We start from the raw sequence: 22,136 nt of genomic DNA, 5'->3' as shown, positions 1-22,136 counted from the left end.
GGCGCGGCGCCTTGCCCTGCCACCGGCATCAGCCCTTGAGGGCTGCGGCGAACTCGGCCAACCAGGGTTCGGCATCGGTTTCCGGGGTGACGGTCTCGCTGGCGTCCAGGCGCAGCATCGGCAGCACTTCCCGCACGCCCAGTTCAGCGAACAGCTCACGCAGTTGCTCGCCGCCCGCGCAGTAGGTGTCGCCGTAGCTCGCATCGCCCAGGGCGATCACCGCCCCCGGCAAGCCGCGCCAGGCGGCAGGCAGGGTGTCGCGTAGCGTGCTGTACAGCGGCATCAGGCTGTCGGGTAGCTCGCCCATGCCAGTGGTCGAGGTTACCGCCAGCAGCGCTTGCGGGGCGAAACCTTCCAGGTCCTGCTGGGTAGCACGGGCCGCGTGCCAGGCGTGCAAGCCGGCGGCGTTGAGCAGCGATTCGGCATGGCGGGCGACTTCTTCGGCGGTGCCGTACACCGAACCGGAAATAATGGCGACTTTCATCGGGAGAGCATTCCGAAACTGAGTGAAAACGTAGGATACTAGCACTCAGCAGTGGCAAAAGGCCGCATTCCTCGAGCGCACCCGCGCCGAAAGCCTGCCGTCAGCGGCGCGCGCCGCACCCGACCAATGACGGGAACCAATCGCGTTCGCCGCGGTCAATCGCCGTGCCTCCATCGCCCTTTTCGATTGCCCATCGAGTTCGACCATGCAAGCAGACGCCCTTCTCTCTCAGGACGAGCTGGACTTCATCCAGGATATGCAGCACACCCCGCAGTTGAACCTGGCCGACCCAATGTCGAGCCTGTTGGTCAACGGCGACCGCCGCCTGAAAGATCTGCTCACCCGCCTGGTGGCCAACGAACACGTGACGTTGCAGGCCAACTTCAACAACCAACAAATCAGCTTCCCACTGCAATTGGTGGAAGATGAATTCCATGCCGTGCACCTGCAACTGGGCGCGCCCGATATCTACGAAGACGGCCCGATGCTGCGGCCCTGGCGCCTGTCGCTGGCGCAACCGTCGGCGCTGCTCGACGCGCATGGCCAGCCTAGCGCGCTGTGGGTGCGCGACATTTCGTTCAAAGGCGTGCGCCTGGAGCTGCGCGGTTTGTCCCAGGCGCCTTCGCGCTTCGACCTGCGCTTCGCCCCAGAAGGCATCCCGCCGATTGGCTTGAGTGGCACCCTGCGCCGACGTATCAGCAAAGACCTGGCCGCCTACGACCTGACCCCCAGCCCGGCCGAAGAGATCGAGCGCCTGCGCGACTATATCCTCCAGGCCCATCGCCAGGCCCACCCCGAGCTGCACGCGCAAGCCAACGTCTGACCCCCCACGCCGACGAACAGCTACTGCAGCGCCGCCGAATCAGCGATAATCCTTGCCCGATTCTTGCAAGCAAGCTTGCGCCGCCCACCACCCCGGGCCGCACGCCAAAGGGGCCGGCTACCCGCCAGCCCCGTCGCCAGGAGATACACGATGTCTACCCATCCCGTCACCTTGATGGTGTCGCGCCGCGCTGCCCATGGCCGCTACCAGGACCTGCTGGCCTGGCTGCACGAAGGCGAGCAGCTGGCCACCGACTTCCCCGGCTACCTCGGCTCGGGCATCCTCGCCCCTCCCGCAGGCAGCGACGAATTCCAGATCATCTTCCGCTTTACCAGCGACCAGAGCATGCACACGTGGGAGCACTCAGCCTCGCGCCGGGCTTGGCTCAAGCGCGGTGACGGCTTGTTCGAAGGCCCCAAGACGCAGCGCGTCAGCGGTATCGACGACTGGTTCGGCACCGCTACGGTGCAAAAACCGCCACGCTGGAAGCAAGCCACGGCCATCTGGCTGGCGTTCTTCCCGGTCTCGCTGTTGTTCAACCTGCTGTTCGGCCATTGGCTGGGTGCCCTCGAACTAGTGCCACGGGTGCTGCTGAGTACGCTGGCGCTGACGCCGCTCATGGTGTACCTGTTCATCCCGCTGTCGACGTGGCTGCTGGCCGGCTGGCTGAATGCCGCACCCAAGCCACGCACGGCGCAGGCCCGCAAGGCTATCTAGTTCGGGTATGCTGGGGCATCCGCAAAAACGACAGACCGCCCCGAACATGAATAGCCCAATCCTCATCACCGGAGCCAGCCAGCGTGTCGGGCTGGCTCTGGCGCTGGAACTGGCAAACGCCGGCCATACGGTGGTCAGCGCCAGCCGTCACGTTCACGCCGACGCGGCGCACCCGAACATCCGGCAATTCCGGACCGACCTGACCGTCGCCGCAGACCGCCAGGCCCTGATCGATCACCTGCACAGCCAGTACGACGGCCTGCGCGCGGTGATCCACAACGCCTCGCTGTGGCTCGACGATGGCTTGGACAACCTGCAAACCATGTTCAGCCTGCACGTCGAAGCGCCCTACCACCTCAACCTCGCCCTGGGCGAATTGTTGAACCGCGTGGACAAGGCCGACATCATCCACATCTGCGACGAGACCTCTTCGCGCGGCAGCAAGAGCCACATCGGCTACGCCGCCACCAAGGCGGCGCTACAGAACATGGTGCTGTCGTTCGCCGAAAAGTACGCGCCGAAGGTCCGGGTCAACGGTATCCTGCCTGGCCTGCTGATCCTCAAGGAAGGCGGTGACGAGCACTACCGCCGCCAGACCTTGCAAAAAGCCCTGCTGGAATTCGAACCCGGCGCCCGCCCCCTGATCGACGCCGTGCTGTTCCTGCTCGACAGTCAGTACAGCACCGGCAGCCAGGTGGTCATCAACGGTGGCCGCCACCTGAAGAACCGCATGACCTGAGAGACGCCCCATGACTCCACAACAACAGCTCGAACTCGAAGCCGCCGCGTTCCGGCGCCTGGTCGACCACCTGCAAAAGCGCACCGACGTGCAGAACATCGACCTGATGAACCTCTCCGGCTTTTGCCGCAACTGCCTGTCCAAGTGGTACAAGGCTGCCGCCGACGAGCGCCAGCTCGAGCTGAGCCTGGATGACGCCCGTGAAGCGGTGTACGGCATGCCTTACGCCGAGTGGAAAGCCCAATACCAGAAAGAAGCCAGCGCCGAGCAACAGGCGGCGTTCGAAAAAGGAAAACCTCAGTGACCGATCTGAACACCCTGCGCCGCAGCCTCGCCAGTGGCGAACACGTCTTCGCCGACACCCTGGCGTTCGTGGCCGCGCACTACAGCTACCAACCCCAGGCCTTCGACAACGGCGAAGTACACAACGCCGCCGGCCAGAACGAAGGGTCGTGCAAGACCCTGGGCCTGGCCCTGCTGGAAGGCCTGAGCGACCAGGAAGCCCTGCTGGCGTTCGGCGAGCACTACCGCAGCGTGCTGGCCACGCCCGAGGGTAGCGACCACGGCAACATTCGTGCGCTGATCAAGCATGGGCTGGCGGGCGTGAAGTTCGCCGCGCAGCCATTGACGCGTCTGGCATAAGACGGCTGGGGCCGCTTTGCGGCCCTTTCAGCTAATCACCGTACCCGGCACATCTGCCGCCAACCTCCCCTCCCGCAACCAGCCCAGCGCAATCGGCCACAAACGGTCGCGAAAGCGATCGTGGAAAAACGCGAAGTGCCCGATCTCGCTGACCGAGATATCCACAGGCGCCACGCGCAAATGCCTGCGCTGAGCCCCGTGCACATAGGCCAGCAGACGCTCGGTCGCCGCCACCGTACCGAAGGGATCGTCAGTCAGGCTAAGCGCCAGGGTTGCCGCGCGCACCTGTGAAAACGGCAAGTGCTCAAGCTGCCGCCCGCTGGGCCGGTGTTCGTAGCGCGGCGTGGGCGTGCTCCAGTCGCGCACAACGCCCGCAGGCGTGTCCTCCAGCCAGCCCAGGCGCTTGCCGGGGAAATACCCGAACACGCGGGTCAGCAACGGCATCAGCACGTGCCATTTGCCAACCAGGCGCCAACGCTGGTTCGCCGCGTAGTCGCGCCAGTAAGCGAACTGCGCCCCCACCAGCACCGCATGCTCGACCCGCGCCGCCGACGGCGCCAGCCCCAGCGCCCAGCCACCGAAGCTGTGCCCCACCACATGCACGGGCTGGCCTGGGTATTGGGCAGCGGCCAGTTGCAGCATGGCTTCGAAATCCAGCCGGCCCCAGTCGCTCCAGGACGCCTGGAAACCGCGCAACGACGCCGGACGCGACTCGCCGATGCCACGGTAGTCGTAGGTCAGCACATCGAAGCCTTGGGCGAACAGGTAGTCGGCGAAACGCGCGTAGTAACGGCAGCGCACCGAGGTGGCGGCGTTGATGATCACCAGCGGGCGCTGGGGCGCGGGGGCAGTATGGCGCCAACGGAAACCGGCGAGGCTGTAGCCGTCGGCGGCGGTGTGGCGAAAGGGGGTGGCAGGCTGGGTATGGCTGCTCATGGCGCGCTCCCTGCGGGTATGCGCCTACGCTAGCAAAATTACTCTTGGCTGTACCGGCCAGACCGGCCAATGCTGTACCTGTAGGAGATCACCCAGCCCTTTGGGCTGCGCTGTCGCGCAGAGAACTGATTTCGCAAGCGCGCCGCGTACCCTGTGGGAGCGGCGGTTCGGCGCCCCGACTTGCCCGCGAAGAAGGTGACTCGGTGTATGGCACCGGCTTCGCCGGTGTTCGCGGGCAAGCCCGCTCCCACGCCCCCTGCTAAATCAAAAAGTTATGTGTAGTTCTATGAGAGCGGCCTTGTGCCGCGAAAGGGCTGCGAAGCGGCCCCGAGATCCCTGCCATGGCGTAGATCCTGGGCCTGCTGCGCAGCCCTTTCGCGGCACAAGGCCGCTCCTACATGGCCCGCGTTGCCTGGGAGGCAGCGGGCCGGTACAGGCCTCGGGGCTTACAGCTCGATGCAGTCGAACTTCACGTCGGTGGCCACGTCTTCGTCGTAGTTGACGTCAGCGCGCTCGAAGCCGAACAGGTTGAGGAACTGCTTCTTGTAACCGGCGTAGTCGGTCAGCTCGAACAGGTTCTCGGTGGTCACCTGTGGCCACATGGCCTTGCAGGCGTCCTGTACGTCGTCACGCAGTTCCCAGTCGTCCAGGCGCAGGCGCGCCTTCTCGTCGACTTCGGCCGGGGCGCCGTCGGCGCGGTACATGCGGTCGCGGAACATGCGGTCGAGCTGGTCCTGGGTGCCTTCGTGGACGCCCTTCTCCTGCATGATCTTGAACACCATCGACAGGTACAGCGGCATCACCGGAATGGCCGAGCTGGCCTGGGTGACCACCGACTTGAGCACCGCTACGTTGGCGCCACCTTTGATTTCGCCGGCCAGTTTCCGGTCCAGGCGCAGGGCGGTTTCGTCCAGGTCCTGCTTGGCCTGACCCAGGGCGCCGTGCCAGTAGATCGGCCAGGTGATTTCAGTGCCGATGTAGCTGAAGGCCACGGTGCGGGCGCCTTCGGCCAGCACGTCGGCGCCGGCCAGGGCATCGATCCACAGCTGCCAGTCCTGACCACCCATGACGGTGACGGTGTCGGCGATTTCCTGCTCGGTGGCCGGCTCGATGCTGGCCTCGATGATGGTGTCCTTGTTGGTGTCGATGGCGGTCGACTTGTACGGCTGACCGATCGGCTTGAGCGAGGAACGGATCAGTTCACCGGTCTGCGGCAGCTTGCGCACCGGCGAGGCCAGCGAGTAGATGACCAGGTCGACCTTGCCGCCCATTTCGTTCTTGATCAGCTCGATGACCTTGGCGCGGGCTTCGTCGGAGAACGCGTCGCCGTTGATCGACTTGCTGTACAGGCCTTCAGCCTTGGCGAACTTGTCGAAAGCTGCGGCGTTGTACCAGCCGGCGGTACCGGCTTTGGTCTCGGTGCCCGGCTTTTCGAAGAACACGCCCAGGGTGTCGGCCTTGAAGCCGAACGCGGCGGTGATACGTGCAGCCAGGCCGTAGCCGCTGGAAGCACCGATCACCAGGACTTTCTTCGGACCATCTTCGCGCACGCCCAGCTTGCGGGTGGCTTCGATCTGGTCACGGACGTTGAGCTCGCAGCCCTTCGGGTGAGTCGTGGTGCAGATGAAACCGCGAACCTTGGGATGAATGATGGCCAATGTCTGTACCTCGTCAGGTTTAGGCTGAGCAAGCGCCCGCATAAGGGGCGTTTGCGTTTGATCTGGAGGGTGAGACTACCCCCGGACGTTATCCGACACATATTACGGGGTGAGGCCTGCGATGCAAAACCGCCCTGCGCTATGCGCCTGCTGGGCGGCGTACCCCAGGCGCCCGACTCAACCGCCACAGCCGGCAGGTCTCTCCCCGCCCAGCCACGCGCTCAACTGCACCGGCGCCAGGTGCACCAAGCCCGTGGCGGTCTCGCACACCGGCTGAATGAAGTTGTCACTGAACAACAGCTTGCCCTGGACGAAGTGCTCATCCTTGCGCAGGTTGGGGTTGTCGATGCGCGTGCCCAGGCGCGCCGCCAGCCACTTGCCAATTTCGTAATGGCTGACCCAGCGCTCGGCGCTCAGCGCCGCCATTGCCTGGCCCGGAGCGTCACGGCTGAGGACGATCACCGGCACGTCGCTGACCTCAGGCACCAGGTCGTTGTGGCCCCACTTGCCGTCCTCGCCCAGGCGCTGACCGTGGTCACCGGTGATCACCAGGTAGCGCTCGCCTTCGAGCCGGTCGAAACGCGCGATCACCTCCTCCAGCAGGCCGTCCAGGTAGTGGATCGAATTGTCGTAGGCATTGGCCTGCCCTTCAGGGCCTTGGTCAGGCCAAGGCGCCTGGCCCGGCTGGTGGGTGTAGTTCTGCGCGTAGGGCAAGTGCGCGGTACGCAGGTTGAGCACCACGAAATTGCGCGCGGCAAATCGCTGCTGGTCGAGGATATCCAGCAAGGCGTGGTCCTGGCGCTTGAGAAAGCGCAGCGGATGATCCTCGCGGGTAATCGACACATCCAGGTAGCGGCTGCCCAGGTGCGCCAGCAGGCGCGATTCCTGGGACGAAATCCAGTAAGTGCGCAGGCCGGCCTGACGGGCGAAGCGGAACAGGTTGACGTGACCGTCGCGCAACAGATGGTCCTGACCCGGCTCACGGATCGGGTTCAGCAGGTACGGCAGGCTCACGTCAGTCGCCACCCCGGCCGCCACGCCAGGGCGCACCAAGGCGCTGGGGTGACGGCTCAGGTACTGCGACAGGCGTGGCGTGGTCTGCCGGGCATAGCCATACACCCCCATGCGCTCGCTGCGCAGCGAATCGGCCACCACCAGCCAGACATGCCGCGCACTGCTGGGGATGGCGTTGAGCCGGTAGGCGGCGAACGGCGCTGCGGGCAACGCTGGCGGCGCACGCCAGGCCAGGCGCACGGCCCAGGCCGAGAAGGCGTTGAGGCTGTTGTGCAGCCCGCTACGGCTGGGGCCGGGGGTGAAGGAATCCAGATTGCGATACGTGGCGCGGTAGGGCTTGGCCAACAGCACCACGGCGATCAGCACCAACGCCCAGCGGCTGGCCGGCAGCACCACCCGCCCAGGCAAGTGCCAGTGCAGCCCGATCAGCAGGGTGTAGGGCAGCAACACGCTCAGGGCTGCGTGCCAGTGCATGCCCAGGCTGTGTCGGGCGGTCTGCATCACCTCGCCCGGCTCGCGCAGCAGGCTGTGGATATCGAGGGCGCTGAGCGGCTCACCGAAGAAGCTGATATTGCCCAACTGCAACAACTGCATGCCGGCGAACCCCAGCAGCACAGCCACGACCACGCCGCGCAGGTTGCACAGCCACAGGGCCAGGCAAAATGCCCACAGCCCGGCGACCCAACCGGCCTCCAACTCGGCGCGGTTGTTGCCGCCGAACAGTTGCTGGATGAAGTCGTCGGCCAGCAGCAACACGCAGCTCAGGCTGGCCAGCGCGCACAGGCGCAACCAGGCCGCGCCGCGCGCAGGGGCCGGGCGCGAGATGAGGGACAGCAACATGGGGATTTCTCGCAGGTCAGGGGTCGTCGCGGTGGCGGCGCCGGCCAGTCATCATCGACAGCGGTAGGTTCTCGCGCAGGCGCAGGCTCTCTACCACGGCTGCCAGCAGGTGCACGCCGGCCAGCGCCAGCAAGCTATTGGCCAGCAGGCTGTGCAGGTCCATCGGCCAGTCGGCGCCCCACAGGGCATCGACTTCTTCAGCCAAAAAGCCGGTCAGTCCCAGGCCTGCGATGCAGACGAGCATCAGCACCATCACCAGGGCGCCCAGGGGCGAATGGCCTAGCCGATGATAAGGCTGGTTATGCAGCAACGCCTTGCAGTGAGCCGCCAGCCGCGCAGGGGTGGGCCAGAAGTCGGACCAGCGCGCACTGCGCGGCCCGACGAAACCCCAGACCACCCGCACCAGCAGGCAGCCCACGGCGTAGTAACCCAGCCACTGGTGCCAGTCCTCGCCTTCTTCATTGATGAAGTAGTTGGCGATGAACACACCGGCGAACGACCAGTGGCACACCCGCACCAGCGGGTCCCACAGGCGTACCGTGGCGGGCTGCATCAGTCTTCGATCTCAGTCTTCACGGCCTTGCCGCTGACCGGGTCGTGGTAGATCTCGACCTTGCGGCCATCCTTGTCCAAGCCGTAGATCTCGTAGCAGTTGCCCTTCGTGACCTTGAACTTTTTGATCTCGTAGCCTTGCTCCTTGAGCTTGGCCTGGAAGGCCTGCGAGTCTTGCCAGGTGCTTTTGTCAGCCGTGGTGCACTGGGTCGCGGCGAAGGCGCCCGTGCTGCCCAGCAGCAGGGCCAAAGCGAGGAATGTACGCATAGCGATGAACTCCGATTCAAACAGGTGGACCTGCACGATGCGTGGCCAGGCTTAATGGCAGCTTAGTAGGTCATGCCTGGTTACATTTCCCTTGGCGACAGGCTGCAAACTGGCCCCATCATGGCGCCTTCGACTGGAGGCCCCGAGGCATGCGCGTACTGTTGGTGGAAGATGACAAGGCCCTGGCGCAGGGTATCCGCACGGCCCTGCGCGGCGAGGGCTACACCCTGGACTGGCTGGTCGACGGCCTGGACGCACAGCGCGCCCTGAACGACGAGAACTTCGACCTGGTACTGCTTGACCTCGGCCTGCCCCGGCGCGACGGCCTCGACCTGTTGCGAACCCTGCGCGCCAGCCCCAGGCCCGATGTGCCAGTGCTGGTCCTGACAGCCCGCGACGCCACCCAGGACCGTATCCAGGGGCTGGATGCCGGCGCCGACGATTACCTGGTGAAACCCTTCGATGTGGACGAGTTGAAGGCGCGCATCCGCGCCCTTCTGCGGCGCAGCCAGGGCCGCGCGCAACCGCTGCTGGAGCATGCCGGGGTGAGCCTGGATCCGGCGCGTTTCGAAGTGCGCCACCATGGCCAGCCGGTGGCCCTGACGCCCATGGAATTCCAATTGCTGCACCAACTGCTGGCACGCCCCGGCACGGTGCTGACCCGCGAACGGCTGGGCGAGATGCTCTACGGCTGGCACGAGAGCGGCCCCGGCAACACCCTCGAGGTGCTGGTACACAACCTGCGGCGCAAGCTGCACAGCGGGCTGATTCGCACCGTACGAGGCGTCGGCTATCTGGTCGAGGACACCCCATGAGCGCCATCCGCACGCGCATCCTGCTGCCGACCCTGCTGCTGGTGCTGGTGGGGAGCCTGGGTTTGGTGCTGAGCGTGCTGCGCGACAGCCACCGCGACATCGAGAACGTCTACGACGCCCAATTGGTGCAAGCGGCACGTGTGCTACAGGGGCTGTTCCGGGAGCTGCCCGCCACGCAGGACTGGCAGACCGTGCGCCAGGCGCTGGAGCAGGCCCTGGATCTGTCCAGCGGCGAGCTGCTCAGCCACCCCTACGAGATCAACCTGGCATTCCAGGTGTGGCGCAGCGACGGCCAGTTGCTGATGCGCTCAGCCGACGCACCACCACTGGAGACGCCGCCTGCCGCCGGTGTGCACGACTTGATGTACCAGGGCCAGGACTGGTGCGGCGTGCTGCTCGAAGACCGCCAGCGCGGCCTGCTGATTTGGGTGGGCGAGCGCGACGATCTGCGCCAGGACCTGATCCAGCGCATCGCCGAGCAGGCCTTGACCCCAGCGCTGGTGGGCATCCCGCTGCTGGCGCTGGCCATCTGGCTGCTGCTGGGATGGGGCCTGCGGCCCCTGCGGCGCCTGGCCCGGCACCTGCGCGCACGGCCGGTGGACAGCCTGGAGCCGCTGGCCTGCAGCGACCTGCCAGCGGAACTGGCGCCCATGGCCCAGGCCCTGAACCATCAATTGCTGCAATTGACCCGCCTGCTGGAGCGCGAGCGGCGTTTCATCGCCGATGCCGCGCATGAGCTGCGCACACCGCTGGCGGTACTGGCGATCCACGCCGGCAATGCGCGCCACGCCGCCAGCGATGCCGAGCGCGACGAAGCGCTGGGGTTTCTCGAACAGGGCGTGGCGCGCGCCACCCGTCTGGCCAGCCAGTTGCTGACCATGGCCCGCTTGGAGCCCCAGGCCCTGACCCGCCAACGCGTATGCCTGGATGCCCTGGCCCGCGAGGAACTGGCGCAACTGACGCCGCTGGCGCTGCGCCGCGAGGTCGAGCTGGTGTTGGACGCGCCCGGCCCCTGCCCGCTGGATGCCGACCCCACAGCCGTGACCGTGATGCTGCAAAACCTGGTGGGCAATGCCTTGCAGTTCAGCCCGGCCGGCAGCGAGGTGAGCGTGGTGCTGCGCCGCCACGCGCAGTGGTTACACGTGCAGGTGCTGGACCAAGGTCCCGGGGTCGAAGCCGAACGCCTGGCGCGCCTGAGCGATCGTTTCTACAGCGCCAACAACCCACAGGGCGCCGGGCTGGGGCTGGCGATCGTGGCGCTGGTGGTGGAGCAACTGGGCGGTGGGCTGGAATGCTTCAACCGCCGTGAAGGGGGCTTTGGCGTGCAGGTTCGCCTGCCGACCCGTGGCTGAGCGCGGCCCGTCCACAGGCCGGGATTGATTTGCAAATCCGATCAATCGCAAAGAAAAACAAACTTCTCAAATGAGCGCGGCACAGCGATGCTGTGCCGATCACGCTCGTATCCCGGAGAACAACCATGCACGAAGTCGTCATCGTCGCCGCCACCCGCACCGCCATCGGCAGCTTCCAAGGGGCCCTGGCCAACGTGTCGGCGGTAGACCTGGGCGCTGCGGTCATACGCCAACTGCTGGCCCAGACCCAACTGGACCCCGCCCAGGTTGACGAGGTGATCCTCGGCCAGGTGCTGACCGCCGGTGCCGGCCAGAACCCCGCGCGCCAGGCCGCCGTGAAGGCTGGCCTGCCGTTCGCAGTACCCGCACTGACCCTGAACAAGGTTTGCGGTTCGGGCCTCAAGGCCCTGCACCTGGCGGCCCAGGCGATTCGCTGCGGTGACGCCGAGGTGGTGATTGCTGGCGGCCAGGAGAACATGAGCCTGGCCCCCTACGTGATGCCCTCGGCGCGCAGCGGCCAGCGCATGGGCCACGGCCAGTTGGTCGACAGCATGATCAGCGATGGCCTGTGGGACGCGTTCAACGACTACCACATGGGCATCACCGCCGAAAACCTGGTAGACCAGTACCAGCTCACCCGCGAGCAGCAGGACGCCTTCGCCGCCGAGTCGCAACGCAAGGCGCTGGCGGCCATCGAGGGCGGGCGATTCAAAGCCGAGATCACCCCGATTCACATTGCGCAGAAAAAAGGCCAGACGCTGGTGTTCGACACCGACGAACAGCCACGCCCCGGCACCACCACAGAGTCCCTCGGCAAGCTGCGCGCCGCCTTCAAGCAAGACGGCAGCGTCACCGCTGGCAACGCTTCCAGCCTCAACGATGGCGCCGCCGCCGTGCTGCTGATGAGCGCCAGCAAGGCCAAGGCCCTGGGCCTGCCGGTACTGGCGAAGATCGCCGCCTACGCCAGCGCCGGGGTGGACCCGGCGATCATGGGCATCGGCCCGGTCTCGGCGACCCAGCGTTGCCTGGCCAAGGCGGGCTGGCAACTCGACGAGCTGGACCTGATCGAAGCCAACGAAGCCTTCGCCGCCCAGGCCCTGGCCGTGGGCAAGGCACTGCAATGGGATCCGAGCAAGGTCAACGTCAACGGCGGCGCGATTGCCCTGGGGCATCCGATTGGCGCGTCGGGCTGCCGGGTACTGGTGACCTTGCTGCACGAGATGATTCAGCGTGACGCGAAAAAAGGCCTGGCGACGCTGTGCATCGGTGGCGGTCAAGGGGTGGCGTTGGCAATCGAGCGCTGACCACTGCGGCCCTGTCGTGCGCCAACGACAGGGCCGATGCAGTGAAACGTCCAAGGTAGTACCCTGCCCGGCCTTGCCAGCTGCACTATCAGGCCTTGCCGTGGACAGAACGCAACTCGAACACCAGCAGATCCCCGTGTACTTCGCCGCCGTGGCCCTGGCCGCCGCCGTCGGCCTGCTAGCCCCAGCGGTGGCACAACCACTGGAGCGGCTGGTGACACCGGCAATCGCGGTACTGATGTACGCGATGTTCTTGCAGATCCCCTTCCTCGACCTGCGCGCAGGGCTGGGCAATCGGCGCTTCATGGGCGCGTTGCTGCTGGCCAACTTCGTGCTGGTGCCCGTGCTGGTCTGGGCAGGCACCCGCGTGCTGGTGGAGCACCCGGCGATCCTGCTGGGCGCGCTGCTGGTGCTGCTGACGCCGTGCATCGACTACGTGGTGGTGTTCACCCATATCGGCAAAGGCGCATCGCACCTGACCCTGGCGGCGACCCCGGTGTTGCTGCTTATGCAGCTGGCCCTGCTGCCGCTGTACCTGGCATGGATGCTCGGTGACGCTGGCCAGGTCGAGCTCTCGGTGGCGCCGTTCGTGGAAGCCTTCGTGCTGCTGATCGTGCTGCCGCTGCTGTTGGCCGTCGCCAGCAGCGCCGGGGCACGGCGCTCGACATGGGTAGCGCGGTGGAACGATGCCTGGGCCTGGCTGCCGGTGCCGGCCATGGCGCTGGTGCTGATGCTGGTGATCGGTTCACAGATCGGCGTGGTCGCCAGCCGCCTGGACGCGTTGCTGCCGGTGTTGCCGGTGTATGTGGGCTTCGCGTTGCTGGCACCATGGCTCGGGCTACTGGCGGCGCGGCTATTCGGGTTATCCACAGGCGAGGCGCGGGCCGTGACCTTCAGCGCTGCCACGCGTAATTCGCTGGTGGTGCTGCCATTGGCCTTGGCGCTACCGGAGTCGGTTCGCGCGCTGGCGGCGGCGGCGGTCATTACCCAGACGCTGGTGGAGTTGGTGAGCGAGCTGGTCTACATCCGCGCGGTGCCGAGGTTGATTCGGCGCTAGGCGCTGCGCTCTCTGGGGTGGGCGTGGTGCATAAGCAGGCGACGCGGTGTTTGCGGGACAAGCCCGCTCTCATAGAACTACACATAACTTGTTGATTTAGAAGGAATCTGTGGGAGCGGGCTTGCCGGAGTGCCGGACCACCGCGAACACCGGCAAAGCCGGTGCCATACACCGAGTCGCCTGCTTCGCGGGCAAGTCGGGGCGCCGAACCGCCGCTCCCACAGGGTACGCGGAGCGCTTGCGAAATCAGTTCTCTGCGCGACAGCGCAGCCCAAAGGGCTGGGTGATCTCCTACAGGGGTGGTGTTGGATTTGGGCTTTGCTCGGCGGGTTCAGTGGCGCAGAGTTGCACGCGCCACTGGCCGTAATGGCTGAAACGCACCTGCGCCAGCGGCCTGACATCAATGCGATGAAAGCTCTCCAGCGCTGCGCCGAGGGCATGCAGCATGGCCGCGCGCATGACCATCGGGTGGGTCACCGCAATCCACTCACCCGGCACCAACGCGCTATCCATCCAATGCGCAACCCGCACGCATAACGCAGCCACGGACTCTCCACCATGGGGCGCAGCATGCGGGTCGCTCATCCAAGCCTGCAACGCCGCCTGCGGCAACTGCTTGAGCGCCAGCCCTCGCCAACGCCCCAGGTCACAATCACGCAGCCGCTCATCGACACTCGCCTGGAGCTGCAAGCCCTGGGCCGTGGCCTGGGTGCGCAGCTCCGGGGCACACAGCCCCTGCGCCCTGGTGGATAACCCAGGCAACGGCATGACCGCTTCGTGCAACGGCTCAGCGTCAAGGGCAAAACGCCCAAGCCGCTGCGCCTCGGTCATGCCATGGCAGACGAGCGTCAGCTGGATCGCTTTCACGGTCGCGGCGGCTTAGCCCAGATGCCGCTTGAGTTCGGCGATGTGCTCCGGGCCAATGCCGCAGCAACCGCCAACCAAACTCGCACCACGCTGCTGCCAGTCACGCGCCCACGACAGGTAGCCCGGTGGGTCGAGGTCTTCGCGCAGGGCATCCAAGCCATCGTTGGCGGTGGCTTCCTTGGGCTGCGGCGGGAAAGCGTTGGCGTAGGCGCCAATGGCGATATCGGCCGAGTGCTGTTCGATCACCGCGCGGGCAACCTCCACCGCGCCGCCGATCACCTCCGGTTGGCTACAGTTGAACAGCACGGCATCAACACCCAGCTCGACCACCGCGGCGATGGCCTCGGCCACCGGCTCACCGGAGCGCAGGCGCGGCGTGGCATCGACTTCTTCGTCTTGCAGGGTGAACGAGACCCAGAACGGCTTACCGTCCGCCGGCAGATGGGCGTGAATCGCACGCACCTCGGCAATCGAACTTTGCGTCTCGGCCAGCCACAGGTCGACGCTTGGCGCCAAGCCCTGCACCAGCGGCGTCACAACCTCGGTGACCCGCTCCGGCTCGAATAGATCGGGGCGATATGAGCCGAACAGCGGCGGCAACGACCCGGCAACCCGTACCGGCTGCGCGGCAGCATCGGCGGCTTTACGCGCCAGCTTGCCAGCCACATCCGCCAGTTGCCGCCCGTCGCGGGCAAAGCGCTCTTCGCCAATGTGAAACGGCACCACTGCGTAACTGTTGCTGGTAATGACCTCGGCACCGGCTGCGATAAACGCCGAATGCACGCCCACCACCGCCTCAGGCGCCTCGCTCAGGGCAAGCGCCGACCACTCGGGCTGGCGGAAAGGCGCACCGCTGCGTTGCAGCTCGCGCCCCATGCCGCCGTCTAGAATTACCATCGCTTGCTTTTCCATATAACCACTCTGAAGGGACTTATAACTAATATTTACTATCTGCAAAACAGTTATAACTATTAAATACTCTTATTCTACGTTGGCCAACTTTTCAGGTATTTAAATGCGTTTACCCTCCTTGCTGGGCGCGGGTCTGGTTGTTCTCGCCACTGCCACTCAGGCGTTTGCCGGTGCCACCCTGGAGCGCGTCGAATCGCGCAAGGAGCTGGTCAACGTGCTGATGGAAAGCTATCCGCCGTTCTCGTTCCTCAACGCGCAGAACCAGCTCGACGGCTTCGACGTCGACGTGGCCAAGGCCGTCGCGGAAAAACTCGGCGTCAAGCTACGCCTGGAAACCCCCTCGTGGGATGTGATCGCCGCCGGCCGCTGGAGCGGGCGCTACGACATCTGCATCTGCTCGATGACCCCGAGCAAGGCCCGCGCCGAGGTGTTCGACTTCCCGGTGGAATATTACGCCTCGCCTGCGGTGATCGTGGTCAACGCCGCCGACGACCGCATCCATTCGGCCAAGGACCTGGACGGGCGCAAAGTCGGCCTGACAGCCGCCTCCAGCTACGAAAGCTACCTGAACAAGAACCTGGTGATCGAAGGTGCCGAAGACACGCGCATCGACTACCCGTTCGACTTCGTGCAAATCGCCCCGTACGACACCGACAACGTCGCCTTCCAGGACCTGGGGCTAGGCGCTGGCAAGCGCCTGGACGCCATCCTCACCAACCTGGTGACCGCCCAGCCACGCCTGGACCAGGACAAACGCTTCAAGCTGGTAGGCGCGCCGCTGTACGAAGAGCCTAACTCGGTGGCCATCGAAAAAGGCGACCCCGAATGGGATGCCAAGGTGCGCCAGGTGTTCGCCGAACTCAAGGCTGACGGCACGCTGGCGAAGCTGTCGCAAAAATGGATCGGCGCCGACATCAGCAAATGAGTGCTTTCCCTCCTTCGCACAAACCCGCCGCCGCAACGGCGGGCGCGCGGCTGTTCGGCTTTCGTACCCGGCTGTACCTGACCTGGTTGGTGATGTTCACGCTGTTCGTGGCGTTCTTCCTGAGCTTTGACCTGAAGTTCGCCATCATCCTGGAGAAGTTCCCCAACCTGGCCGGCTTCAAGCTAGGCCCGAATGGCTTCTTGCAAGGCGCGGCGCTGACCTTGTTCCTGTGCCTGTGCTCGATGGTGGTGTCGGTGGCGTTCGGCTTTGCCGCCGCCCTGGCGCGGCTGTCGGGCAGCGCGGTGCTGGTGGGCATCGCCAGCTTCTATACGTCGTTCTTTCGCGGCACACCGCTGCTGATCCAGATCCTGCTGATTTACCTGGGCCTGCCGCAACTGGGGCTGGTGCCGGGGGCGATCAGCGCCGGGATCATCGCGCTGTCGCTGAACTACGGTGCGTACCTGAGCGAGATTTTCCGCGCCGGCATTCTGGGCGTCGCCCGGGGTCAGCGCGAGGCCGCCCTGGCGCTGGGCATGCGGCCTGCGCAGATCTTCTGGAGCATCACCCTGCCCCAGGCGATGCGCGTGATCATCCCGCCGACCGCCAACCAGTTCATCTCGATGCTCAAGGACTCGTCGCTGATCTCGGTGATGGGGGTGTGGGAAGTGATGTTCCTGGCCCAGTCCTATGGGCGCTCCAGCTATCGCTACCTGGAGATGCTGACCACGGCGGCGGTGATCTACTGGGTACTGTCGATTCTGCTGGAATTGGTACAGGCACGGCTTGAGCGGCATTTTGGTAAGGCTTATCAGCGGTGATCTAGGGCCGCACAGCGGCCCCAAACTCTCACACCGCCATGCGCAATTCCTGCACGATTTCAGCCTGCTTCAGTGCCTCGGCCAGCAACACCACTTCCTGGCAAGTCTGCTCCGTAAAGGCCTCATCGACCGGGCTCGCAGGCGCCACCCACAGGCGCTCGCCCAGGCGCTCATGGGCGTGGCGCAGGATGTTCAGGTTTGCTTCCAGGTCGCCGCGCTGCACAGCACTGGCGTTGACCACACCCAGCGACAGCACCTTGTAGGCCGGCAGGCGGTCAAGGATGGTCGGGTACTGCGCCGGGGCGCGGACCAGGTCGATGTGCAGGCCATCGACCGGCAGGTTGGCGGCCAGGCCCAGGTTGGCGTCGAGGCCGCCGAAGTAGGTGGCCACCAGCTTTTTCAGCGGCGCACGCTGGAGGATGTTGTAGGCCCGCTCGTAAGCATTCTTCCAGGCCTGCGGCAGCTCCAGGGCAAGAATCGGCTCGTCGATCTGCACCCACTCCACGCCCTGGCTGGCCAGGCGATTGAGGATCTGGTCGTAGAGCGGCAACAGGCGCTCGAGCAGGTCGAGCTTGTCGAACCCATCGGCCTTGGCTTTGCCCAGCCACAGGTAGGTCAGCGGGCCGATCAGCACCGGCTTGACCGCGTGGCCCAGGGCCTGGGCTTCGTCGACCTCTTCGAACAACTGCTCCCAGCTCAAGCTGAACGACTGGTCGGCGCTGAACTCAGGCACCCGGTAGCGGTGAGGGGTATCGAACCACGGCGCCGTTTCCTCGCTCAGGCTGTCGGCCAGGGCGAACAGCGTGTGCAGGGTTGGCTTGGCGCCGTCGAGGCTGCGCAGGTGCTCAGGGATCACGCCGAGGGTCAGCGAGTGGCTCAGCAACGGGTCGCTCCAGGCGAAGTCGCCGACCGCCAGCAGCTCGATACCGGCAGCCTGCTGCGTCTGCCAGTGCGCGGCGCGCAAGGCACGGCCAACGGCACGCAGCCCGGCTTCGTCCAACTCGCCGTTGCAGAACGCCTGCTGGGCTTGCTTGAGCTGATGCTCATGGCCGATAAGCGACGCGCCCAGGTTGTGTGCCAGTGCCATGGGGTGATTCCTCAATCCTGAAAATGAATGAGGGCATTTTGTGGGGTAGCCTGGCGTGAGACAAACTCATTAAATTTGAGATGAACTCAAGGTTTGTTCATGATGGTGCCCAGCCAATGCCTGGCGTGATGCCCCATGTCTTATCCAGCACAATCCCCCGCGCAATCAGACATGCGCCACACCCCCGACGCGCGCCACACTGCCACCCTGCCCCAACCCGGTAGCCCGACCATGAGTCTGCTGAAACAGGCCCTCGACGAGGGGACCTTCGCCTGCATCCTGGAGTTCGTCCCCAAGCCCTCCGCCGCGCGCTTCGCCACGCTCGAAACGCTCATGGATCGCACCCGGCTGGGCGACTGGCCGCTGACCGTGGCCATTGGCGACCGGGTCGGCAGTGCCCTGGACCTGTCGCCGCTGGACGCCTACACCAGCCTGTCCACGCCGCGGCCGGCGCTGCTGCACTTTTCTGGCAAGGACCGCGAGCGCCGCGACCTGCTGGCCCAGTTGCAACGCATGGACGCCGCCGGGCTGGACCAGTTGCTGCTGCTCACCGGCGACCGCCTGCCCGGCCACACCCCCGGTGAGCGCCCGGTGCGCTACCTCGAATCGGTGGCCGCGTTGCAGATCGTGCGCCAGGCCCGCCCGCACTGGTTGCTGGCCGCCGCGCTGAACCCGTTCAAGTACCAGGAAGCCGAAGGCGGCGCGCAGTACCTCAAGGCCGAAAAGAAACTCAGCGCCGGCGCCGACCTGCTGATCCTGCAACTGGGTTTCGACATGCACAAGCATCAGGAAGCGCTGGACTGGATGCGCCGCCAGGCCCAGCCGAAACCGCTGATCGCCTGCATCATGGCGCTGACCGAAGGCCGCGCGGCGATGCTCGACCACGTCGCCGGGGTCACCGTCACGCCCTCGATGCACGCACTGCTCAAGGCCGAAAGCAGCGTGTCGAAGGCCTACGCCAAACAACGCGCCAACCAGCGCCTGGCGCTGCAAGTGATCGGCCTGCGCCTGATGGGTTACGCCGGGGTGCACCTGTCGGGCATCCATGAGATCGAGCAGTTCGAGGCGCTGGAGCAGGCCATCAGCGAGCTGCAACCAAACTTGCGCCAACTCGACCAGTGGGCAGCAGCGTGGCAAGCCGCCTGGCAGGCGCCCAACCTCGCCCCCGTGACCTTCCACCCAACGGGCCATGCGTGGCGACTGGGGCAGCGGCAGATCGACGCCTCGCGCCGAGAAAAAGCCCGCTACCACCTGCTCTCGGCCCTGCACCATCAACTGTTCAGCCGCACCACGACGCTGAGCAAAGCGTTTGGCTGGGCCGTGACTCGCCCCCTGTGGCGCGGCCCCGCCGCAGCCAGTTGGCTGCACACGCTCGAGCGCCGGATCAAACGCCCGCTGGTTGGCTGCGACACCTGCGGCAGTTGCCGCCTGGAAGACACGCTCTACATCTGCCCGGAAACCTGCCCCAAGGGCCTGGCCAACGGCCCGTGCGGCGGCACGCGGCTGGACCGCTGCGAGTTCGGCGACCGCGAATGCGTGCACAGTGCCAAGTACCGGCTGGCAGTCGGTGTGGGCCGCACCGAGGTGCTGGCCGAGCGCTTGATCCCATGCGTGCAGGTGGAGAACCGCCAGCGCAGTTCGTGGCCGGTATGGTTTACCCCACCGCCCGCCCACGAGCACCCGGCGCACAAGGCGTGCAGCGCGCCGCCTGAAGTGTCCGGCTGAGCCGCACAGCGAGGGGCCGCCGCAAAGCGGCCCTCGCGGCATCGCGCTCAGTTGCCCTCCATCCCCTCCAACTTGCCTACCTGTTCACTGGCCAAACGGCTGATGATGCGGATCGCCTGATGGATGCCAGCGGTGTTGCGAAAGCTCAGTTGCGGGTTGTGTTCGCACTCCAGGAACTCGTCGTGCTGGACCAAGGCTTCGCCTAGTAGCTCGAGGGTGCGGACTTGGTTTTGGATGAGGGACAGGCGTTCGAGGTCAGTCATGGTTGGCCTCCTGGCTTGCGTGGACGGCAAGGGATGGCAGGAGGGGAGCGGATGCGGGGATCCTGTACAGACGTTCGGTGGTCATGCATGAGTTCCTTTCGTTGTGGAACTGCCACCGCTCGCGGCCAAGCAAGTTGGGGTGGCAGCAGTACGCGGGTTGGCCGACCGGGACGAAAGGGGCCCGGCACACCCGAAGGTGTCCCGCGCACCACCGCCATAACGCGACATCGCGGGCACAAAAAAGCGCCTGCGATGAAGACTGGGCGCTGATGCGCCTTTCGATTCCGACCGGCCAAGGTCGCGTCGCCGATGCTTCGACGACTCAGGAAATTTATCCATTCGCGCTAACGAGCGCAACCTTGGGCTGTGGGGAAAGGTTCGACGCGTTGTGTAGGAAACAGGATCAGCGATGCTTTGGTCTCGTGTCAGGCTGAGCCGACAGAGCGATGGGGGGCAGCTGCACGCAGGTTGGCGAACCGGGAACTTGGAACCCGGCAGACCCGAAGGTCTCCCGCGCACAGCCGCCATTGGGACAGCGGACGCAAAAAAGCGCCTGCAATCGTGGTCGGGGCGCCGAGGCGCCTTTTACGTTCGGGTCGCCAAACCCGGTCGCGGAATTGGCCGCGACGAGGGAAATCTATCCAGTCATGCCAGTGAGCGTAACCTTGGGCTGTGGGGGAAGGTTCGACGGGTGGTGTAGGAAAACGGGATTAGCGATGCTTTTGCCTAGTCTCAGACTGAGTCGGAAGAGCGATGGGCCGCAACGCGGCCCTCGCGGCATCGCGCTCAGTTGCCCTGCATCCCCTCCAGCTTGCCTACCTGTTCACTGGCCAAACGGCTGATGATGCGGATCGCCTGATGGATGCCAGCGGTGTTGCGAAAGCTCAGTTGCGGGTTGTGTTCGCACTCCAGGAACTCGTCGTGCTGGACCAGGGCTTCGCCTAGCAGCTCGAGGGTGCGGACCTGGTTTTGTATGAGGGACAGGCGTTCGAGGTCAGTCATGGGGGGCCTCCTGGCTTGCTTGGGCGGCCAGGGATGGCAGGAGGGGAGCGGATGCGGGGATCCTGTACAGATTTACGATAAGCATGCATGAGGTCCTTTTCGATTGAAGCACCACACCCATCGTCGCCAAACGAATAGGGTGGCAGCTGTGCGCAGGTTGGCGAACCGAGGAAAAGGAACCCGGCAGACCCGAAGGTCTCCCACACACAGCCGCCATTACACGAAACTGCGGGCACAAAAAAAGCGCCTGCAATCGTGGTCGGGGCGCCGATGCGCCTTTTACGTTCGGGTCGCCAAACCCGGTCGCGGAATTGGCCGCGACGAGGGGAAATCTATCCAGTCATGGCAGTGAGCGCAACCTTGGGATGTGGGGGAAGATTCGACGAGGGGTGTAGGAAAACGGGATTAGCGATGTTTTTTGCGTATCAGGGGGCGCAGTACGGTATGCACGATGGCCAGCAAAGCCACTCTCGACGCGACCAGCCGGACGGGCGAGATCATCGCCTGTTGGCGAGGGACGGGCAGAGCCATGGCATCAAACTCGCTGGCTGGCTCATTGCTTGCGCACAACTCGCGAATGCACCGATGCAGACAACAGACACTGTTGGGAGCCACACCGAACGTGCAAGATCACAGTGCTAACGCGTGAAGAGCGGACCATCTTCCGAGCATCTTTAAACACAGGAGTGGCGATGAAAGAACACAATTACGCTGTCACCATCAATTGGACAGGCAACACAGGTCAGGGTACTGCCGGTTATACGGCTTACCAGAGAGACTTCACCGTCGAGGCGCCAGGGAAAGCGCCTATCCTTGGTTCAGCCGACCCGGCTTTTCGCGGTAAACCCGAATGCTGGAACCCTGAAGACATGTTGCTGGCCTCGATCTCCGCCTGCCACAAGCTCTGGTATCTCCACCTGTGCGCCGTCAATAACGTGTGCGTGCTGGAATACGTCGATTATCCGGTGGGCCGAATGGTCGAAGGCGATGGCGAACGCAAAGGCCATTTCAAGGAAGCAGAGCTGAGGCCTCAAATCATCATCAGTAGCCAATCGGATAGGGATCTTGCAATGCGCTTGCATGACGATGCTCACCATGAGTGTTTCATTGCCAACTCGGTTAACTTTCCTGTTACATGTCGGGCTGTTGTCAGCTATCGGAATTAATACTTCCGAGGCTCTGGGGTTGGCATTCGCCTGGGTATCTAAATGGCTGCATATTGCCCTCAATTGCGCAGCCCCCAGGGTCCAGGGTCCAATGTATGGGACAAGACCTTGAACTGGAAGAAAACATGCGGTGGCGTGTGGCTCTCCAGTTTTAGCTTGCGGTCATGAGGA

23 protein-coding genes and 1 pseudogene are annotated in these 22,136 nt (G+C 65.0%); 13 read left to right on the top strand and 11 right to left on the bottom strand.

Annotated features, from left to right (window positions below):
* Positions 1 to 28: 28 nt before the first annotated feature.
* Complete coding sequence (locus FEM01_RS12505) at positions 29 to 484, bottom strand: flavodoxin (protein WP_138219749.1); 456 nt, start codon at positions 482 to 484, stop codon at positions 29 to 31.
* A gap of 205 nt (positions 485 to 689) precedes the next feature.
* Here FEM01_RS12505 and FEM01_RS12500 point away from each other — a divergent pair, with 205 nt between their 5' ends.
* From FEM01_RS12500 to FEM01_RS12480, 5 genes are all read left to right on the top strand, one after another.
* Positions 690 to 1,307, top strand: coding sequence for a hypothetical protein (locus FEM01_RS12500; RefSeq protein ID WP_138219748.1), 618 nt, complete (start codon positions 690 to 692; stop codon positions 1,305 to 1,307).
* 150 nt (positions 1,308 to 1,457) lie between these two features.
* Complete coding sequence (locus FEM01_RS12495) at positions 1,458 to 2,024, top strand: antibiotic biosynthesis monooxygenase (protein ID WP_138219747.1); 567 nt, start codon at positions 1,458 to 1,460, stop codon at positions 2,022 to 2,024.
* 7 nt (positions 2,025 to 2,031) lie between these two features.
* Positions 2,032 to 2,763: a dihydromonapterin reductase gene (gene folM, locus FEM01_RS12490; protein ID WP_138219746.1), complete on the top strand. Its 732-nt coding sequence runs from the start codon at positions 2,032 to 2,034 to the stop codon at positions 2,761 to 2,763.
* A gap of 10 nt (positions 2,764 to 2,773) precedes the next feature.
* Entirely contained in the window at positions 2,774 to 3,067 is a 294-nt protein-coding gene (locus FEM01_RS12485; protein WP_138219745.1) for a DUF1244 domain-containing protein, read from the top strand.
* Positions 3,064 to 3,405 (top strand): HopJ type III effector protein, encoded by a 342-nt coding sequence (locus FEM01_RS12480; protein ID WP_138219744.1) that lies wholly within the window; start codon positions 3,064 to 3,066, stop codon positions 3,403 to 3,405. Before FEM01_RS12485 ends, FEM01_RS12480 begins: the two co-directional genes overlap by 4 nt.
* Positions 3,406 to 3,432: 27 nt before the next feature.
* Here FEM01_RS12480 and FEM01_RS12475 read toward each other — a convergent pair whose 3' ends face one another.
* The 5 genes from FEM01_RS12475 to FEM01_RS12450 all read right to left on the bottom strand — a co-directional run bounded on the left by FEM01_RS12475 (position 3,433) and on the right by FEM01_RS12450 (position 8,672).
* Positions 3,433 to 4,341, bottom strand: a complete 909-nt coding sequence (locus tag FEM01_RS12475; RefSeq protein WP_138219743.1) for an alpha/beta hydrolase family protein — start codon at positions 4,339 to 4,341, stop codon at positions 3,433 to 3,435.
* 446 nt (positions 4,342 to 4,787) lie between these two features.
* Positions 4,788 to 5,999 (bottom strand): enoyl-ACP reductase FabV, encoded by a 1,212-nt coding sequence (gene fabV / locus FEM01_RS12465; protein ID WP_205884548.1) that lies wholly within the window; start codon positions 5,997 to 5,999, stop codon positions 4,788 to 4,790.
* Between the two features lie 177 nt (positions 6,000 to 6,176).
* Positions 6,177 to 7,853, bottom strand: coding sequence for a phosphoethanolamine transferase (locus FEM01_RS12460; protein WP_138219741.1), 1,677 nt, complete (start codon positions 7,851 to 7,853; stop codon positions 6,177 to 6,179).
* Between the two features lie 16 nt (positions 7,854 to 7,869).
* The gene (locus FEM01_RS12455) at positions 7,870 to 8,406 is read right to left on the bottom strand and encodes a cytochrome b/b6 domain-containing protein (protein WP_138219740.1); all 537 of its coding nucleotides are present in this window, start codon (positions 8,404 to 8,406) and stop codon (positions 7,870 to 7,872) included.
* Positions 8,406 to 8,672, bottom strand: coding sequence for a PepSY domain-containing protein (locus FEM01_RS12450; RefSeq protein ID WP_138219739.1), 267 nt, complete (start codon positions 8,670 to 8,672; stop codon positions 8,406 to 8,408). The genes FEM01_RS12455 and FEM01_RS12450 overlap by 1 nt, the downstream gene beginning before the upstream one ends.
* 149 nt (positions 8,673 to 8,821) lie before the next feature.
* On the opposite strand from FEM01_RS12450, the gene FEM01_RS12445 reads away from it, so the two are divergent.
* The 4 genes from FEM01_RS12445 (at position 8,822) to FEM01_RS12430 (ending at position 13,200) form a co-directional block, all read left to right on the top strand.
* A complete protein-coding gene (locus FEM01_RS12445; RefSeq protein ID WP_138219738.1) occupies positions 8,822 to 9,487 on the top strand; it encodes a response regulator in 666 nt (221 codons plus the stop codon).
* Positions 9,484 to 10,839 carry a sensor histidine kinase gene (locus FEM01_RS12440; RefSeq protein WP_138219737.1) on the top strand — a complete coding sequence of 452 codons (1,356 nt, stop codon included), beginning with the start codon at positions 9,484 to 9,486 and terminating at the stop codon, positions 10,837 to 10,839. The genes FEM01_RS12445 and FEM01_RS12440 overlap by 4 nt, the downstream gene beginning before the upstream one ends.
* Before the next feature lie 125 nt (positions 10,840 to 10,964).
* Positions 10,965 to 12,143, top strand: a complete 1,179-nt coding sequence (locus FEM01_RS12435) for an acetyl-CoA C-acetyltransferase (protein ID WP_138219736.1) — start codon at positions 10,965 to 10,967, stop codon at positions 12,141 to 12,143.
* Between the two features lie 100 nt (positions 12,144 to 12,243).
* The gene (locus FEM01_RS12430; protein ID WP_138219735.1) at positions 12,244 to 13,200 is read left to right on the top strand and encodes an arsenic resistance protein; all 957 of its coding nucleotides are present in this window, start codon (positions 12,244 to 12,246) and stop codon (positions 13,198 to 13,200) included.
* A gap of 291 nt (positions 13,201 to 13,491) precedes the next feature.
* Here FEM01_RS12430 and FEM01_RS12420 read toward each other — a convergent pair whose 3' ends face one another.
* Together FEM01_RS12420 and FEM01_RS12415 are read right to left on the bottom strand one after the other, a co-directional pair.
* Positions 13,492 to 14,067 (bottom strand): histidine phosphatase family protein, encoded by a 576-nt coding sequence (locus tag FEM01_RS12420; protein ID WP_138219734.1) that lies wholly within the window; start codon positions 14,065 to 14,067, stop codon positions 13,492 to 13,494.
* 12 nt (positions 14,068 to 14,079) lie between these two features.
* A complete protein-coding gene (locus tag FEM01_RS12415) occupies positions 14,080 to 14,964 on the bottom strand; it encodes a homocysteine S-methyltransferase family protein (protein ID WP_171030954.1) in 885 nt (294 codons plus the stop codon).
* A gap of 118 nt (positions 14,965 to 15,082) precedes the next feature.
* Between FEM01_RS12415 and FEM01_RS12410 the strand changes: the two genes are divergently transcribed.
* Positions 15,083 to 15,904 (top strand): ABC transporter substrate-binding protein, encoded by an 822-nt coding sequence (locus tag FEM01_RS12410; RefSeq protein WP_138219732.1) that lies wholly within the window; start codon positions 15,083 to 15,085, stop codon positions 15,902 to 15,904.
* Entirely contained in the window at positions 15,901 to 16,722 is an 822-nt protein-coding gene (locus FEM01_RS12405) for an amino acid ABC transporter permease (RefSeq protein WP_138219731.1), read from the top strand. The genes FEM01_RS12410 and FEM01_RS12405 overlap by 4 nt, the downstream gene beginning before the upstream one ends.
* A 43-nt stretch (positions 16,723 to 16,765) precedes the next feature.
* Here the strand turns inward: FEM01_RS12405 and FEM01_RS12400 are convergent.
* Positions 16,766 to 17,809: pseudogene (locus tag FEM01_RS12400) on the bottom strand (5-methyltetrahydropteroyltriglutamate--homocysteine S-methyltransferase); the annotation flags it as partial.
* Positions 17,810 to 18,040: 231 nt separating this feature from the next.
* Here FEM01_RS12400 and FEM01_RS12395 point away from each other — a divergent pair.
* The gene (locus FEM01_RS12395) at positions 18,041 to 19,534 is read left to right on the top strand and encodes a methylenetetrahydrofolate reductase C-terminal domain-containing protein (RefSeq protein ID WP_138219729.1); all 1,494 of its coding nucleotides are present in this window, start codon (positions 18,041 to 18,043) and stop codon (positions 19,532 to 19,534) included.
* A 47-nt stretch (positions 19,535 to 19,581) separates the two neighbouring features.
* Here the strand turns inward: FEM01_RS12395 and FEM01_RS12390 are convergent, their stop codons facing one another.
* A complete protein-coding gene (locus FEM01_RS12390; RefSeq protein ID WP_138219728.1) occupies positions 19,582 to 19,797 on the bottom strand; it encodes a hypothetical protein in 216 nt (71 codons plus the stop codon).
* Between the two features lie 786 nt (positions 19,798 to 20,583).
* Complete coding sequence (locus tag FEM01_RS12385) at positions 20,584 to 20,799, bottom strand: hypothetical protein (protein ID WP_138219727.1); 216 nt, start codon at positions 20,797 to 20,799, stop codon at positions 20,584 to 20,586.
* Positions 20,800 to 21,491: 692 nt separating this feature from the next.
* On the opposite strand from FEM01_RS12385, the gene FEM01_RS12380 reads away from it, so the two are divergent.
* A complete protein-coding gene (locus tag FEM01_RS12380) occupies positions 21,492 to 21,965 on the top strand; it encodes an OsmC family protein (protein ID WP_138219726.1) in 474 nt (157 codons plus the stop codon).
* Positions 21,966 to 22,136 lie beyond the last annotated feature (171 nt).

This window comes from Pseudomonas mosselii, assembly GCF_005796105.1.
Classification (GTDB): domain Bacteria; phylum Pseudomonadota; class Gammaproteobacteria; order Pseudomonadales; family Pseudomonadaceae; genus Aquipseudomonas; species Aquipseudomonas mosselii_C.
This window is presented reverse-complemented; position numbering and strand designations above follow the sequence as displayed.